This window comes from Shewanella sp. 5S214, from assembly GCF_041439795.1.
In the GTDB taxonomy this organism is placed as follows: Bacteria; Pseudomonadota; Gammaproteobacteria; order Enterobacterales; family Shewanellaceae; genus Shewanella; species Shewanella vesiculosa.
The window spans coordinates 24,454-40,346 of the sequence record NZ_JBGOOV010000007.1 but is presented as its reverse complement, the minus strand read 5'-3'; the positions used below and the strand labels follow the sequence as shown (position 1 = coordinate 40,346).

At 41.7% G+C, this 15,893-nt stretch carries 13 protein-coding genes; 10 read left to right on the top strand and 3 right to left on the bottom strand.

Going from position 1 to position 15,893, the window contains the following annotated elements; genetic code table 11:
- Window positions 1-109: 109 nt before the first annotated feature.
- The 4 genes from radC to argA all read left to right on the top strand — a co-directional run bounded on the left by radC (window position 110) and on the right by argA (window position 3,122).
- On the top strand, window positions 110-787 hold the full coding sequence (radC, locus tag ACED29_RS06435) for a DNA repair protein RadC (protein WP_124018356.1): 678 nt from the start codon (window positions 110-112) through the stop codon (window positions 785-787).
- 121 nt (window positions 788-908) lie between these two features.
- Entirely contained in the window at window positions 909-1,145 is a 237-nt protein-coding gene (gene rpmB, locus ACED29_RS06430) for a 50S ribosomal protein L28 (RefSeq protein ID WP_011639236.1), read from the top strand.
- Window positions 1,146-1,151: 6 nt separating this feature from the next.
- Window positions 1,152-1,325 carry a 50S ribosomal protein L33 gene (gene rpmG / locus ACED29_RS06425; RefSeq protein WP_124018357.1) on the top strand — a complete coding sequence of 58 codons (174 nt, stop codon included), beginning with the start codon at window positions 1,152-1,154 and terminating at the stop codon, window positions 1,323-1,325.
- Between the two features lie 477 nt (window positions 1,326-1,802).
- Window positions 1,803-3,122 (top strand): amino-acid N-acetyltransferase, encoded by a 1,320-nt coding sequence (gene argA, locus ACED29_RS06420; protein WP_124018358.1) that lies wholly within the window; start codon window positions 1,803-1,805, stop codon window positions 3,120-3,122.
- A gap of 184 nt (window positions 3,123-3,306) precedes the next feature.
- Here the strand turns inward: argA and rarD are convergent, their stop codons facing one another.
- On the bottom strand, window positions 3,307-4,215 hold the full coding sequence (rarD, locus tag ACED29_RS06415) for an EamA family transporter RarD (RefSeq protein WP_182698908.1): 909 nt from the start codon (window positions 4,213-4,215) through the stop codon (window positions 3,307-3,309).
- Window positions 4,216-4,332: 117 nt separating this feature from the next.
- The gene (locus ACED29_RS06410) at window positions 4,333-4,797 is read right to left on the bottom strand and encodes a thioesterase family protein (protein WP_124018360.1); all 465 of its coding nucleotides are present in this window, start codon (window positions 4,795-4,797) and stop codon (window positions 4,333-4,335) included.
- Between the two features lie 200 nt (window positions 4,798-4,997).
- On the opposite strand from ACED29_RS06410, the gene recQ reads away from it, so the two are divergent.
- Window positions 4,998-6,845 (top strand): DNA helicase RecQ, encoded by a 1,848-nt coding sequence (gene recQ / locus ACED29_RS06405; protein WP_371697294.1) that lies wholly within the window; start codon window positions 4,998-5,000, stop codon window positions 6,843-6,845.
- A gap of 4 nt (window positions 6,846-6,849) precedes the next feature.
- Here recQ and ACED29_RS06400 read toward each other — a convergent pair whose 3' ends face one another.
- A complete protein-coding gene (locus ACED29_RS06400; RefSeq protein ID WP_371697293.1) occupies window positions 6,850-8,694 on the bottom strand; it encodes a diguanylate cyclase domain-containing protein in 1,845 nt (614 codons plus the stop codon).
- Between the two features lie 528 nt (window positions 8,695-9,222).
- Between ACED29_RS06400 and leuA the strand changes: the two genes are divergently transcribed.
- The 5 genes from leuA to ACED29_RS06375 all read left to right on the top strand — a co-directional run bounded on the left by leuA (window position 9,223) and on the right by ACED29_RS06375 (window position 15,751).
- On the top strand, window positions 9,223-10,791 hold the full coding sequence (gene leuA / locus ACED29_RS06395) for a 2-isopropylmalate synthase (RefSeq protein ID WP_124018362.1): 1,569 nt from the start codon (window positions 9,223-9,225) through the stop codon (window positions 10,789-10,791).
- Window positions 10,788-11,882, top strand: coding sequence for a 3-isopropylmalate dehydrogenase (gene leuB / locus ACED29_RS06390; protein WP_371697292.1), 1,095 nt, complete (start codon window positions 10,788-10,790; stop codon window positions 11,880-11,882). The genes leuA and leuB overlap by 4 nt, the downstream gene beginning before the upstream one ends.
- On the top strand, window positions 11,882-13,294 hold the full coding sequence (gene leuC, locus ACED29_RS06385) for a 3-isopropylmalate dehydratase large subunit (protein WP_182741715.1): 1,413 nt from the start codon (window positions 11,882-11,884) through the stop codon (window positions 13,292-13,294). Before leuB ends, leuC begins: the two co-directional genes overlap by 1 nt.
- 21 nt (window positions 13,295-13,315) lie before the next feature.
- Entirely contained in the window at window positions 13,316-13,921 is a 606-nt protein-coding gene (gene leuD / locus ACED29_RS06380; RefSeq protein ID WP_182723221.1) for a 3-isopropylmalate dehydratase small subunit, read from the top strand.
- A 477-nt stretch (window positions 13,922-14,398) separates the two neighbouring features.
- The gene (locus ACED29_RS06375) at window positions 14,399-15,751 is read left to right on the top strand and encodes an outer membrane protein transport protein (RefSeq protein WP_182698913.1); all 1,353 of its coding nucleotides are present in this window, start codon (window positions 14,399-14,401) and stop codon (window positions 15,749-15,751) included.
- The last annotated feature ends 142 nt before the right edge of the window (window positions 15,752-15,893 follow it).

Below are 15,893 nucleotides of genomic sequence, written 5' to 3'. Positions count from 1 at the left end.
TTTGAAAATGACAGTGACCGCTTATTGATGCTGTGATGGGTGATTGTTTTGTGACTAGAGTCGATTGAGTACGCGAAGTGTAATGCCACATTGAATATAAGGGACATTCATGGGAATTAAAGATTGGCCACAAGGAGAAGGGCCGCGAGAAAAATTATTGCTTAAGGGTGCAGGACATCTTTCGGATGCAGAATTGCTCGCGGTAATATTACGTAATGGTCTGGCAGGTCAAAATGCGGTGGATTTAGCCCGAAACATGATTCATCAGTTTGGTGGTTTGCGCAGTTTATTGAGTGCACCTAAAAGCCAAGTCTGTAAATTAGCCGGTGTTGGACCGGTAAAATATGCTCAATTACAGGCTGCAGCGGAAATTTCTAAGCGAATTGCGCATGAAAATCTACAAAGAGGACAAATTTTGACAAATCCTGATTTAACTCGGGACTATTTAATGAGACAATTGGCAGACCGATCCTATGAAGTGTTCGCCTTACTATTGTTGGATACCCAACATAGAGTCATTCAATTTGTAGAATTATTTCGTGGCACCATCGATTCTGCTTCTGTTTATCCTCGCGAGGTTGTAAGCCTTGTTTTGGAGAAAAAAGCGGCAGCGGTAATTGTGTGTCACAATCACCCGTCTGGCATTGCTGAGCCAAGTCAGGCAGATCGGCGAATAACTGAGCGAATAAAAAATGCATTGGCAACCATAGATGTTTCTTTGTTAGATCATATGGTTGTAGGTGATCAGGAGATAGTCTCCTTTGCCGAGCGAGGGTGGATTGTATAAACACTGCTTGATCTTATATGGTCAATCGTGTATAAAATGCGCCCTCTTTGTGCCTCGGGCGACGGCCATACGAGGCACATTAATGCTCGAGCGTTAAAAATTTGTTTTGGAGAAGATTGACATGTCAAGAGTATGCCAAGTAACTGGCAAGAAGCCAATGGTTGGTAACAACCGTTCGCACGCAAAAAATTCGACTCGTCGTCGTTTTTTACCTAACCTACAAAACCACCGTTTTTGGTTAGAAGAAGAAAAGCGTTTCGTGCAATTACGTGTATCTACTAAAGGTATCCGTATTATCGACAAGAAAGGTATCGAAGTGATTGTTAAAGAACTTCGTGCCCGTGGCGAGAAGGTATAATAGAAAATGGCTAAATCTAAAGGTAATCGTGAGAAGATCAAATTAGTATCTACTGCTAAAACTGGTCACTTCTACACTACTGAAAAGAACAAGCGTAACATGCCTGAAAAAATGGAAATCAAGAAATTTGATCCAGTCATTCGTCAGCACGTTATGTACAAAGAAGCTAAAATCAAGTAATTGATTTTTGATTCTTAAAAAAGCCCCTTAATTGGGGCTTTTTTTATGGCCGTTTGAAAATAGTCTATACTAAACTGTTGCATAAGCAGGTGAACTCAAATGGTGACTAAGCTGCTGAGTTGTCTGTACTGCGTAGTTGTTTACTATGTATGGTGCATGATTAATCTTATGGTATTGAATCAAGCTCTGTGGTCATTATTATTATGTGATGATGTTTGAGGATTGTTATTAAAGTTTAATGTAATGTTATAAATATATGCGTAAAGTATTATTCACAGTAAAAATAAGCTAACTTTTTGGCTGTAATGATTTTTTCATATAAATTTGAGACACTCTGTTTTACTTTAAGTGAAATAAAATGCTTTAAAAGTGAATTAAAATGCAATACCATTCCCTTTTGGCACTACAAATCATTGTGTGACATTTTTTGTCATAATCATTAATGCACATCAAATTTATACCGAGGTGAATTTGCCCGTGAGAACCACTGAATTAGTTGATGGATTTCGTCATTCTGCTCCTTATGTTAATGCGCATAGAGGTAAAACTTTTGTCGTCATGTTGGGTGGCGAAGCATTAGCGCATCCACAATTCCGCGGTATTTTGAATGATGTGGCTTTGTTGCACTCGCTTGGGATTGAAGTGGTATTAGTCTATGGTGCAAGACCACAGATAGATGCCGGCTTAAAGGCTGCTGGAATTGAGCCTGCATACCATAATGGTATTCGTATTACTGATGATGAAACCTTAAAGATTATCAAGCAGGTTGCAGGGGCTACTCAATTTGATATTACCGCTAGGCTGTCGATGAGCTTAGGTAATACGCCAATGCAGAATGCACAAATTAACTTAGTCAGTGGTAATTTTGTTATTGCGCAACCGCTGGGTGTTGATGACGGTGTCGACTTTTGTTTAAGTGGCAAAGTACGTCGTATTGATGCACAAGGGTTACGCCGCCAATTAGATAACAACGGTATTGTATTAATGGGGCCGATTGCGGCTTCTGTTACTGGAGAAAGCTTTAACCTGACCGCTGAAGAGGTGGCGACCCAAGTCGCGATTAAGTTAAAGGCGGATAAGATTATTGGTTTTAGTGATAGCCACGGTATTTTAGGCGCAAATGGCGAAGTGATTGCCGAACTTATGCCAGATGATATCGAAGAAATGCTCAAGACAATGTCTGAGGATGATCATACTTCAGTGGGGACTATCGCTTTCTTAAAAGCCAGTGTTGAAGCGTGCCGCCGAGGCGTACCACGTTGTCATTTAGTGAGTTATTTAGAAGATGGCGCCTTGTTACAAGAGTTATTCTCGCGCGAAGGCATAGGTACGCAAATTGTTACTCAAAGTGCTGAGCGTTTACGCCGCGCAACCATTAGCGATATCGGTGGCATTTTAAACCTGATTCGACCTTTAGAAGAGCAAGGTATCTTGGTACGTCGCTCTCGTGAGCAACTTGAAATGGAAATAGAGCAATTTATGCTTGTTGAGCGTGACAATTTAGTCATCGGCTGCGCGGCACTGTATCCATTTGAAGAAGATAATGCCGGTGAGTTTGCCTGTCTTGTGGTGCACCCTGATTATCGTGATGCAGACCGTGGTAGCTTGTTACTCAATAATATTATTGGTCAGGCACGCGTGCGCGGTTATTCCCGTTTATTTGCGTTAACCACTCGTAGCATTCATTGGTTTTTAGAGCATGGTTTTAGTATTGTCGATGTTGAAGAACTGCCGAACAAGAAAAAGCAGCTTTATAACTATCAGCGTCGCTCGAAGATCCTTGCTTTAGATTTATAGTGACGACGATAGGATAAACAGCTAAAAAAATGCCGGATAAATCCGGCATTTTTTTGATTCAATTTTGTACATTGCTAATGTGATTAACTCGTTACGTTAAGCCATTCAATCAATCTTTTTTGCATTAGCCGTGTTCAGCATACTCAATTTTGTGACTTGCCATTAAATGGTTATAAATGGCCTATTATGCTTGGGCTTTTGCTACGGTATTGCGTCGTTGACGTTGCAGTAGCATATCGCCGATAAAGATAATCAATGCCCCCCAAATAAAGCCAAAGGTAATACCTTTCTCAATATCAAACGGTTCATTAAATAATTTCACCGCCAAGATAAACATGATGCTGGGGCCAATATATTGAAAGAAACCCAAAATTGAAAAGGGAATTCTGACCGCCGCTCCAGCAAAACATAGTAATGGGATAGTGGTAATAATGCCGGCAGCGACTAAAAGTAAATTGAGGTCGAGAGTGTTGGCCAGCATGCTTGTTGTCGAGCTGTCTAAAGTGATGAATAGATAACCTAGGGCGATAGGTAATAAGATGGCTGTTTCGACCAATAATCCTGATTTAGCATCGATATTTACTTTTTTTCGTAATAAACCATAAAAGCCGAAGCTGGCAGCCAATGCCAATGATAGCAATGGAATTGATCCAAAAGATATTAATTGAACCAGTACGCCAATACTGGCTAAACTGACTGCAACCCATTGTAATTTACGCAGACGTTCACCTAAAAATACCATACCAAGCAATACGTTAAAAAGCGGATTGATAAAATATCCCAAACTGGCATCAAGCATATGGTCATTGTTGACCGCCCAGATAAAAATAAGCCAATTAGCTGCAATTAGCACTGAAGTGACAAACAGTACTAAAAGTTGTTTAGGTTGTTTGAGGATCAGGCGTAGACGGCCAAAACCACCAATAAACTGCATCATGATAATCATAAAAATGAATGACCAAATTACACGGTGCATTAATATTTCTGTCGCGGGGACATGATGTAAAAGTTTAAAATACAGTGGTGCGACACCCCAAATGGTGTAAGCGCAAACTGCCAGTAAAACTCCTTTACGGTATTCTAAATCAGGCATAGTGAGTCAATAATGGGCAGGAAAATAATAGATGGCGATTGTAGGTCGCCATTTTGGATGACACAAGTGATTAAGCTAATTCTTTTATAAGGTGGTTGTTTGGTTTATATAGTGCGCTTATCCCACCATATAAGTACCAGTGCCAAAGGCGATATGAACTCCTTGCTCATTATGTAATTCCATCCGACATACGGATACTCGGTTACCTGAACGGATAACCGCTCCAGTACCAGTGAAGACTTCACCGCGACCTGGACGTAAAAAGTCGACTCGCATATCTATGGTACCTAAGGTGGTTAAACGTTGTTGCAGTTCTTCAAGAGTCCAATCCTCTTTACTCGCTACTAGAGCCGCAAATACTGTTAGCCCGCCGACAACATCAAGCAATGTTGCAGTAACCCCACCATGAAGAATGTTTTGATGAATATTACCAATTAGCTCGGGCTTCATTTTTATTACGACTTCAACCCCATTGATGTCGTAATGTTTAATGTCTAACCCGAGTAGATTATGGAATGGGACATGTTGATCAAAAATATCAGCAACTTGCTGTAAAGCCTGAGTTTGAATAGAGGTGGTCATGAGCAATCCTTGTCGATTTATTATTATTATAGTGAACGTTGGTTTGAAAAACGTACTGTCATAGAGTATTTAATCTAACCCTAAAGTGACCTTGACTCAATCATCTATCTTGTTTGAAAACAGACAAAGGTGTTTTGGCCCAAGACTTCTGCGGCTGAGTGCTTTAAAATGAGAGCCCCTTTAATGATGATGTTGTGTGAATGGATACTCCGATTTCGACCAATATTGCGTCCTCAGATGTGTTGACGACAGAGCAAGATGTACTTGCTGCAAGCTTACAGCAAGTTTTTGGTTATCGTGCCTTTCGTGAAGGGCAGCGAGAAGTCATTGAGCAAAGTATACAAGGCCAAGATACGCTTGTGATTATGCCTACCGGTGGCGGCAAAAGTATGTGTTATCAATTGCCTGCTATTGTATTGCCTGGTGTGACTATCGTGGTATCGCCGTTAATTTCGTTGATGAAAGACCAAGTCGACAGTTTAATGCAAAGTGGTGTATCCGCCGCCTATCTCAATTCATCTTTACCGCGTGAACAAAGTGCTGAGGTATTACGTAAACTTCATTCTGGCGAGATTAAATTACTGTATGTGTCGCCTGAACGTTTGTTGCGTCCTGATTTTATTGAGCGTCTTCAATCAGTGAATATTTCCATGTTTGCTGTAGATGAAGCGCATTGTATTAGCCAGTGGGGTCATGATTTTAGGCCTGAATACGCTGCATTAGGTCAGTTAAAAGAATATTTTCCTTATTTACCTTTAATGGCCTTAACTGCAACCGCAGATCATGCCACGCGTTTGAGCATTTGCGAGCGCTTAAGGGTGACGCCTTATACCTTATTATCGAGTTTCGATCGCCCTAATATTCGTTATACCGTGGCAGAAAAACTCAATGCAACCAATCAGCTGCGTCAGTTCTTAACCATTCAAAATGGCACCAATGGTATTGTGTATTGCAGTAGTCGTCGCCGAGTAGATGAAGTGGCTGAACGTTTACGCTTGCAAGGGTTTAATGCTCAAGCTTATCACGCCGGATTAAGTCAAGAAGAGCGCAGTAACGTTCAAGATAAATTTCTCAAAGATCAAATTGATATTGTGGTCGCGACGGTTGCTTTTGGTATGGGGATTAATAAATCTAACGTACGCTTTGTGGTGCACTACGATATTCCTAAAAGCATTGAAGCCTATTATCAAGAGACAGGTCGAGCTGGCCGTGATGGTTTAGATGCTGAAGCTTATATGCTGTTTGATCCAGCAGATATAGGCCGAGTCAGGCATTTAATTGAGCAATCTGAACCAGGCCCACAGCAGCAGGTCGAATTTCATAAATTACATACAATGGCTGCATTTGCTGAAGCGCAAACGTGTCGCCGCCAAGTATTACTAAATTATTTTGATGAAGTCGCCTCTGAGCCTTGTGGTAACTGTGACATTTGTCTGGCACCGCCGAAACGATACGATGGCACTGAAGATGCGCAAAAAGTGCTGTCTTGTATTTACCGTTTGCAGCAACGCTTTGGCATTCACCATGTTATTGAAGTATTACGCGGTTCTAAAGCGGCTAACATTGTCGATAGAGGCCATGATAAATTATCGACGTGGGGTATTGGTAAAGATAAATCAACTGAGTTTTGGCTCAGTGTTATTCGTCAGTTAATCCATTTGGGTTTGATGAGTCAGGATATTACCCGCGGCTCTGCGATTAAGCTCAATCCTGCCGCCAGACCAGTGTTAAAAGCTGAGCTATCGCTCATGTTAGCGGAACCAAGGATTCAATTACTTGATGTTAAGCGTAAGCCTAATTCACGCGCTCCACAGCAATATGATCGTAAATTATTTGCTCGGTTAAAATTATTGCGCCGAGAACTGGCTGAGAAAAATGACATTCCTCCATACCTAGTCTTTAACGATGCCACACTGGCTGAAATGTGCGCCATGCTGCCAACCAGTCCAGGAGAAATGTTGGCGGTAAACGGCATTGGTCAAATAAAGCTTGATCGCTTTGGCGGCGAGTTTTTAGATGAAATCACTGAATATTTGACCCAAGGTTAAGCGGTTAATTTTCGTCATGAGAATAAGACGTTTCCTGAGACTTTATTTTATTCAGTTGATTAATTACCGCTTTTTTTACTAGTACGTCAAAAGTATCGAGTTGTTGTAAACCCGCTATGCCGATATTCACTTTGAGCGCCGTTTTCCATTCGCTGAGGACTTGTTCAATTTGGGTTGCCACTCTTGCAGCCCCGGCGGGGGATGTGTGTGGCAGTATGATGATGATTTCATCAGTATTATGACGAAACAATTTATCTTGCTCTCTGAGTGTATGTTTGAGGCGTGGGATGATAAATGCCAAGTCCATGGTATTTATATGATTGATATTGAGTAGTAATAACGTCAGTTGATAGTGCCCTTGCTTGGCACTATTTAACATATTATCGATACATTGTTGTTGGCTTTCTTCTTGCTCCTCAATATTAAGATGCTTTGGTTTTCTGACTAAAAACAGTACTAGCCCAACGGATAAGAATAAAATAATTAGCACTGCAATGGTTAAATTTTGATTGATATTATTGAGCGGTTTTTCTGGTATTGTGCTGGCTTCACTTTGCGCGGTGATTCTGGCTTTATACTGCATAAAATGAGCATTGTTTAACTTAGCTGCAGCTTGTTTGGCGGCATCAAAACGCTGCACTTGAAACAGGTAAGCGGATTCGAACTGCTTTTGTTCAGCGTAGTATTGACTGATAATTTGGTTAAATTCTTCTAAATCAGAAAATTGTTTAAGTTCAGTTGCTTGTTCAATAATTTCATTGAGTAGCGACAATGCTTGAATATCTTTATGTTGTGCAAAATACACTTTGGCTAAGGTGCGCTTGATGCGCATGACATTGATCTGTTCTTGGTATTTTGTGAATAACTTGATGCTTGATAGTGCGAGTTGTTCAGCAATATCATAATCGTCAACGTATAAATGAATTATCGCAAGTCTAGCATCCTGGTCTGCCGCATCTATCTCAGAGCCTATGTTTATATTTTTACTGAAATCTTCTGCTTTATTTAAATAATACAGCACTTTGGATTTATCATTTAGCGCGATATGCATAATTGCTAAATTGATAGCCACTGTCGATTTTATTTTTCCGAATAAAGAAATATCTTTATAAGCTGCTTCGGAAAAATGCAGTGCCTCTACATAATCACCCATAGAGAAAAAAACGTTTGAAATTTCCGATTGGATGAATGATTTTGGCAATAAGTACCAATGCTGAAATTGGTTTTGTGCTTCATTATAAATATCTAACGCAAAACGCAAGTCTTCAATGGCCGAATTATAATTTTCTAGGCTAGTATTTTGTCTACTTCTGGCATAAAGGCTATTTACAATTGCTTGCTTCTCAGAGTAACGCTTGGCTAAACGAAGCGCTTCTTCGGTGAGTTGTTGTTCTTGTAGCGTATTGCCAAGGCTTTGGTGTGCATCGGCTTGGCATTGAATGAAATAAGGGCGAGCGGTATCGTATTTAAACTGTCTGGCCTTCATTTCCCCTTGTTTTGCCAAGGTGATTGCCTGATTAAACTCACCAAATTCCAGCAAATTAAAGCAATGAAGTAGCGTTAAGCGCAGTGCGTTGATATTGGCTAATGGTTGCTGACTATGTTGTTGCTCAAGTGACTCAATGAGTGCTTTTGCTTCCGCGGAACGTTGAGAATTAATATTACTGATTACATTGAGCTGCTCACGAACACTCAACTGTTGAGTTTGGCTAATAATATCGCCGGAGAGTAATAAAGATTGCGATGGTTGTGCTAAGGCTGGTGTTGCGACTAAATGCAGAGTTAGGCCGAAGATTAAAGCAAAAATGCGACTACCATGATATTCAATACTCTTTCTTGATAACGTCATCGTCATATATCAATTTTATATGGGGTACGTGCAGTATACGATTATTTATCTTGAGAAACATAAAAATATAATTGATGCAGCCACTTAGCTTGATGTTTATTTGTACTTTGAGAGGTAAGTTCATTAATTGAAAGCAAATCAATATTGGCTGATCACGTCGTTGTTTAACTGTAATGAGGCACTAGTACGCTATCATCTTTTTCACGTTAGTTAAATTAGGGTTGACACAGAAGGCTGGTCGCGTTACATATTAGGTATAGACATAATTGTATGTCGCACAATTAGCATATTTAGTTATTAAAAGTGAATATTAACGGCATGAACACACAATCAACTTTACTCGGACTCCTTCTCCTCTCACGCATACCCTGCGCGGAGTCCTTTGTGTTACATGCAAAATAATTCATTAAGCATACACAAACCCCGCGCTAACAGCCGCGGGGTTTTTTGTTTCTAGCCCTTTTGAAATGTACTAGTTGTGATGTTTGCAGTTAGGTAAATATACATGATGGTCGATGGAGAAATTCGATGTCCAATAGAGTCATAATTTTTGATACTACCCTACGTGATGGTGAGCAAGCACTAGCAGCAAGTTTAACCGTTAAAGAAAAGCTGCAAATTGCCTTGGCGCTTGAACGTTTAGGTGTTGATGTGATGGAAGTGGGTTTCCCTGTTTCTTCTCCTGGTGATTTCCACTCGGTGCAGACCATTGCTAAGACCATCAAAAATAGCCGAGTGTGTGCATTGTCTCGTGCACTTGAAAAGGACATTGATGCTGCCGCCCAGGCATTATCGGTTGCCGATCAATTTCGAATTCATACCTTTATTTCAACTTCGACCATTCATGTTGAAAGCAAATTAAAGCGCTCGTTTGACGATGTACTTGAGATGGCGGTCAATGCGGTAAAGTATGCTAGACGTTTTACTGATGACGTTGAGTTCTCCTGTGAAGATGCCGGCCGAACCCCAATCGATAATTTGTGCCGAATGGTAGAGGCAGCGATTAAAGCGGGTGCTCGTACGATCAATATTCCCGATACAGTGGGTTATACCGTGCCAAGTGAGTTTGGTGGCATTATTCAAACCTTATTTAATCGAGTACCGAATATCGACCAAGCGGTGATTTCGGTTCATTGTCATGATGATTTAGGTTTATCGGTTGCTAATTCTATTGCCGCAGTTGAAATGGGGGCACGCCAAGTAGAATGTACTATCAATGGTATTGGTGAGCGCGCCGGGAACTGTTCGTTAGAAGAAATAGCTATGATTTTAGCGACCCGTAAAGATTTGCTTAATGTTGAGTGTGGTATTAACGCCAAAGAAATTCACCGAACCTCATCGCTCGTCAGTCAATTATGTAATATGCCCATTCAAGCTAATAAAGCTATTGTGGGAACCAATGCGTTTTCTCACTCATCGGGTATTCATCAAGATGGCATGTTAAAAGCTAAAAATACTTACGAAATTATGACGCCAGAAAGCATTGGCTTGAATCGTAACAATATGAACATGACCTCACGCTCTGGCCGCCATGTGATTAAACATCGTATGGAAGAAATGGGTTATCAGCCAAGTGATTATGATATGGATAGCCTGTACGAGCAGTTTTTAACCTTGGCGGATAAAAAAGGTCAGGTATTTGATTACGATCTGGAAGCATTGGTATTTATGGAGTCGCAAGCACAAGACGATGATAAGTATCAGCTACAGCATATGATGGTGCATTCAGATTCGACTGAAGGGGTTGCCACCGCGACAGTGCGTATTGCGGTAGATGGTCAAGATATTACCGAAGCATCGACAGGAAACGGACCAGTCGATGCGGCTTATAATGCCATTGCACGGGCCACCGGTCGTCAGATCAATATTACTAACTATAAATTAAGTGCCAAAGGCGAAGGTCAAAATGCGCTTGGGCAAGTCGATATTACTGCCAAATATAGCGAGCAGATGTTCCACGGTGTTGGTTTAGCCACCGACGTGGTTGAAGCGTCAGCTAAAGCGTTAGTCCATGTGATGAACTTAGTATACCGCGCAGATAAGGTTGCTGATTTTAAACAACAGATCCATAAAGAAAGGGAGTTAGGTAGCGTATGAGTTATCAAATAGCAGTTTTGTCGGGTGATGGTATTGGTCCTGAAGTGATGGCTGAAGCGCGTAAAGTGCTTAGTGCAGTAGAAGCGCGTTTTGGGTTAGACATTAACTATACCGAATATGATGTTGGCGGCATTGCCATTGATAACCATGGTTGTCCTTTACCTGACGCTACTTTAAAAGGCTGCGAAGCCGCGGATGCGATTCTATTTGGTAGTGTGGGTGGCCCTAAGTGGGAGCACTTACCGCCAAATGATCAACCTGAACGCGGCGCATTATTACCGTTACGTGGTCACTTTGAGCTATTTTGTAATTTACGCCCAGCTAAATTACATGACGGCTTAGAGCACATGTCACCTTTGCGTAGTGATATTTCCGCCCGTGGTTTTGATGTCTTGTGTGTGCGTGAGTTAACCGGTGGCATTTATTTTGGTAAACCCAAAGGACGCCAAGGAGAGGGGGAGGATGAGGAAGCCTTCGACACTATGCGTTATAGCCGTCGTGAAATTAGCCGAATTGCCCGTATTGCTTTTGAAGCCGCCCGTGGACGTAAACACAAGGTCACTTCAGTAGATAAAGCCAATGTGTTGGCCTGCTCAGTATTATGGCGTCAAGTTGTTGAGGAAGTGGCTAAAGATTTTCCTGACGTTACCTTAGAGCACATCTATATTGATAACGCGACTATGCAGTTATTACGTCGACCTGATGAATTTGATGTGATGTTATGTTCTAATTTATTTGGTGATATTTTATCTGATGAAATTGCCATGTTAACGGGCTCTATGGGGCTACTGTCATCAGCCAGCATGAACAGTAGCGGCTTTGGTTTGTTTGAACCCGCAGGTGGCAGTGCGCCTGATATTGCTGGTAAAGGCATTGCGAACCCAGTGGCGCAGATTTTATCTGCCGCATTGATGTTGCGTCATAGCTTAAAGCAAGAAGATGCCGCAAACGCTATTGAACGTGCAGTAACAAAAGCACTAGCAAGTGGTTATTTAACTGGGGAACTACTTTCTGCCGATAAGCGCAGCGAAGCAAAGTCGACAGCTCAAATGGGTGACTTTATCACTCAGGCAATTAAGGATGGTGTGTAATGGCCCAAGTGACCGGTAAAACCTTATATGAAAAAGTGTGGGATGCTCATATTGTTGCTAGCCCAGAAGGTGAAGCGCCAATAGTGTATGTTGATCGCCATTTAGTCCATGAAGTGACATCTCCACAAGCCTTTAGTGGTTTAAAAGTGGCTGGACGTAAGCTACGTGCGCCACAAAAAACCTTTGCGACAATGGATCACAACACCTCGACCCGCAGTGCCAGTCTTGATGCGCTTAGCCCTATGGCACGCACTCAAGTTGACACTCTAGCGCAAAATTGTAAAGAGTTTGGCGTGCGCTTATATGATATTCATCACCCAAATCAAGGTATTGTCCATGTAATGGGTCCCGAGTTAGGGATTACTCTGCCTGGTACTGTGATTGTTTGTGGCGATTCACACACTGCGACTCACGGTGCATTTGGTGCATTGGCATTTGGTATTGGCACCTCAGAAGTTGAGCACGTGCTTGCAACGCAGACTTTACGTCAGTTAAAAGCCAAAACCATGAAGATTGAAGTTCGCGGTAAAGTGACCGATGGTGTAACAGCTAAAGACATCGTATTAGCGATTATCGGCACCTTAGGTATGGATGGTGGTACAGGTTATGTGGTTGAGTTTTGTGGTGAAGCTATTGAAGCATTAACCATGGAAGGACGGATGACCTTGTGTAATATGGCCATCGAAATGGGCGCGAAAGCCGGTATGGTAGCACCTGATGAAACCACTTTTGATTACCTTAAAGGGCGTGAGTTTGCACCTAAAGACGCCATGTGGGAGCAAGCCGTTGCAGCCTGGTCGCAATTGAAGACTGATGCTGATGCGGTATTTGATGCTGAGGTGGTGCTTTACGCTAACGATATTGCACCGCAGTTAACTTGGGGTACTAACCCTGGGCAAGTGGTGGCGATTGATGGCGTAGTACCTAACCCTGAGCAAGAAAGCAATGTAACTAATCGAACCAGTATGGTGAAAGCATTAGAGTATATCGGTCTTACGCCGGGTACCAAGATGACAGATATCAGCATTAATAAGGTCTTTATTGGTTCTTGTACTAACTCACGTATTGAAGATTTACGCTCAGCTGCTGCGCATGCTAAAAATCGTAAAGTGGCAGAAGGCGTAGTCGCGATTGTTGTGCCAGGGTCTGGCCAGGTGAAGTTACAGGCAGAAGCGGAAGGCTTAGATAAGATTTTTATTGAAGCAGGTTTTGAATGGCGTTTACCGGGCTGCTCTATGTGTTTAGCGATGAATGATGACCGCTTAGAGGCGGGTGATCGCTGTGCATCAACCAGTAACCGTAACTTTGAAGGTCGACAAGGCCGTGGCAGTCGCACCCATTTAGTGAGTCCTGCTATGGCTGCTGCTGCAGCTGTTGCTGGGCACTTTGTTGATATTCGTCAACCTTATTAACGAGCTAAACAAGGATTTTTTATGCAAGCTTTTACAGCACATACCGGTTTAGCGGTAGCCATTGATAGCGCTAATGTTGATACCGACCAAATTATTCCCAAGCAATTTTTGTCTAAAGTTACTCGTGACGGTTTTGGGGTTCATTTATTTCATGATTGGCGTTATTTAGACGATGCCGGTGATAAGCCAAATCCTGAATTCGTATTAAACCAGCCTCGTTATCAAGGTGCTTCAATTTTAATCGCCCAGGAAAACTTTGGTTGTGGATCATCTCGTGAGCATGCGCCTTGGGCGTTAGCGGATTTTGGCCTTAGAGTGATCATTGCGCCGACATTTGCGGACATTTTTTACGGTAATTCGATCAATAATGGCTTATTACCGGTTAAGTTAACATCCACAGAAGTACAGCAATTGATTGATGAAGTGTCTGCCACACAAGGTGCGAAAATTACTGTAGATTTACAAGCGCTAACGGTGACGTCACCTTCTAGTTGTGTATTCAGTTTTACTATTGTGGAGTCTGCACGGCATAAGTTGCTTAATGGGTTAGACGCAATCGGATTAACACTGTCATTTGAGCAACAGATTAGTGACTACGAAGCGCATATACCGGCTTGGTACGCATAATCTGTTATTACAGAGTGTGTTAGGGTGTATTTATATCTGATGAATCACTGATTAAAAACCTCTTCATTACATCATGAAGAGGTTTTTTACTTTTTAATTGTAAAAAGTTTTATGTAACCATTTTGTGTCACAATTTTTTTAGCGTCAGAGTTTAGATCAATACGGTTAATTATTTTAGCTTACCTCTGTACGATATATTTTTTATAAGATACTGATTTTTAATTTTAAAATTTTAGCGATTCGCATCATTGATGAATTAAGTGTACAGCCATACCGTTTTATCCTTCCCCGAAAAATCATTAAATCAAAAGTTTGATCACGATCACAATTTGAAATTCAATCACTCACTTCTTGTTCGGTCTCTTTGTGCTGTTGCAAAGCTTTTTTGGATCAGTACACTGACGACTTCATTTAAATCGAGCTTTTGCTCTATATCAGTCGATTTATGCAGTTTGAATCTAAACACAGAGAATCATAATGAAAAAAACAGTGTTAACACTGGCGATAAGCGCCATTGTATTTGGGGCAACAACTCAAGTGAACGCCGCAGGTTTCCAACTTGCAGAATATTCAGCAACAGGTTTAGGCCGTGCATTTGCTGGTGAAGCTGCTATTGCAGACAATGCGTCAACTCAAGCGCGTAATCCAGCCATGCTGGCTTATCTAGAAGGCCGCCAAGTGTCAGCGGGTGGCATCTATGTTATGCCGAATGTTGATGTTGTTGGTGATGTGGCTATTTCTTCACCATTATTAGGTTCAGAGCCATTAGTCATAGGTGCTGACGCATATGATGTTGCCGACAATGCCCTAGTACCGAACTTTTATTATTCAAATCAGTTGAATGATCAATGGACTTGGGGTCTAGCGATTAATTCTAACTATGGTTTAGCCACCGATATTCCGGTAGCGGATGCGGCGGCTATTTTTGGCAGTAAAACCTCAATTACTACGGTCGAATTTAATCCTAATATAGCCTACCGTGTAGATGAATCATTTACCGTTGGCGCAGGTCTTCGAGTGGTATATGGCGAAGGTGAAGTTGGTGCAACCGCTCCTGGTTGGATTGATGCGATTAAAGCTAACCCTAACTTACCTGCAAGTATTGGTGCGCGCTTACCTTCTGGTGGAACCGAGTTAAAGTCAATGAAAGGTGATGATGTTGGCTATGGCTGGAAAGCGGGCGCGAGCTGGCAAATTAACTCAGCTAACCGCATCGGTTTGGCTTATCACAGTAGTGTCGATCTTAAATTAGACGGTCATGTGTCTGGTGTAATTTATAATGGCGGCCAAAACATTGAAATCGAAGGTTACTTACCGGTTGAATTGCCTGCATTTGCAGAGCTTGCTTCTTATCATCAGTTAACTAAAAACTGGGCTATGCATGCCAGTGTGAATTGGACTGAATGGAGCGTATTCGAGCAATTGGTGGCGTATTTTCCTGGTGATGTTAAGCCTGTAGGTAACCTAGAGTCAGACGTAGTTAAAGAAGAGAACTTTAAAGACAACTGGCGTTATGCCCTTGGTACTACTTATACCCTTAATGACCAATGGACATTACGTGCTGGTATGGCGCTAGATAAAACGGCGGTTGATGATCAACACCGTACTACAACCATTCCTGATTCTGACCGTTTATGGTTCAGTGTGGGTACTGGTTACCAAGTGTCTAAAAATCTGAATGTTGATCTGGGTGTGACTTACATTCGCACATATGGTGATGCACCGATTACTGAGAACCAAGATCTAGTAGGCCTTGCTGCAGTGAACTTTACTGGTGAAGCAACTGGCGATGTATGGTTAACCGGTATTCAGTTAAACTATAAGATGTAATCAGCTCTGCTAGTGTTGATAGTTAAGGCCTCGCAGTTGCGAGGCCTTTTTATTAGTTAAATAGTGATAAAACGTAAGATTATTTTTATCGTAATAACAGTGATAACTTGAGTCGCGCGGTACTATGCTTTCAAACCATGCT

Excerpts from the sequence above, each read along its gene's own strand:
- recQ (WP_371697294.1), top strand. The coding sequence starts at position 4,998 with ATGGATACTCCGATTTCGACCAATATTGCGTCCTCAGATGTGTTGACG.
- leuD (WP_182723221.1), top strand. The coding sequence starts at position 13,316 with ATGCAAGCTTTTACAGCACATACCGGTTTAGCGGTAGCCATTGATAGC.
- leuA (WP_124018362.1), top strand. The coding sequence starts at position 9,223 with ATGTCCAATAGAGTCATAATTTTTGATACTACCCTACGTGATGGTGAG.
- ACED29_RS06400 (WP_371697293.1), bottom strand. The coding sequence starts at position 8,694 with ATGACGTTATCAAGAAAGAGTATTGAATATCATGGTAGTCGCATTTTT.
- radC (WP_124018356.1), top strand. The coding sequence starts at position 110 with ATGGGAATTAAAGATTGGCCACAAGGAGAAGGGCCGCGAGAAAAATTA.
- ACED29_RS06375 (WP_182698913.1), top strand. The coding sequence starts at position 14,399 with ATGAAAAAAACAGTGTTAACACTGGCGATAAGCGCCATTGTATTTGGG.
- leuB (WP_371697292.1), top strand. The coding sequence starts at position 10,788 with ATGAGTTATCAAATAGCAGTTTTGTCGGGTGATGGTATTGGTCCTGAA.
- ACED29_RS06410 (WP_124018360.1), bottom strand. The coding sequence starts at position 4,797 with ATGACCACCTCTATTCAAACTCAGGCTTTACAGCAAGTTGCTGATATT.
- rpmG (WP_124018357.1), top strand. The coding sequence starts at position 1,152 with ATGGCTAAATCTAAAGGTAATCGTGAGAAGATCAAATTAGTATCTACT.
- rpmB (WP_011639236.1), top strand. The coding sequence starts at position 909 with ATGTCAAGAGTATGCCAAGTAACTGGCAAGAAGCCAATGGTTGGTAAC.
- rarD (WP_182698908.1), bottom strand. The coding sequence starts at position 4,215 with ATGCCTGATTTAGAATACCGTAAAGGAGTTTTACTGGCAGTTTGCGCT.
- leuC (WP_182741715.1), top strand. The coding sequence starts at position 11,882 with ATGGCCCAAGTGACCGGTAAAACCTTATATGAAAAAGTGTGGGATGCT.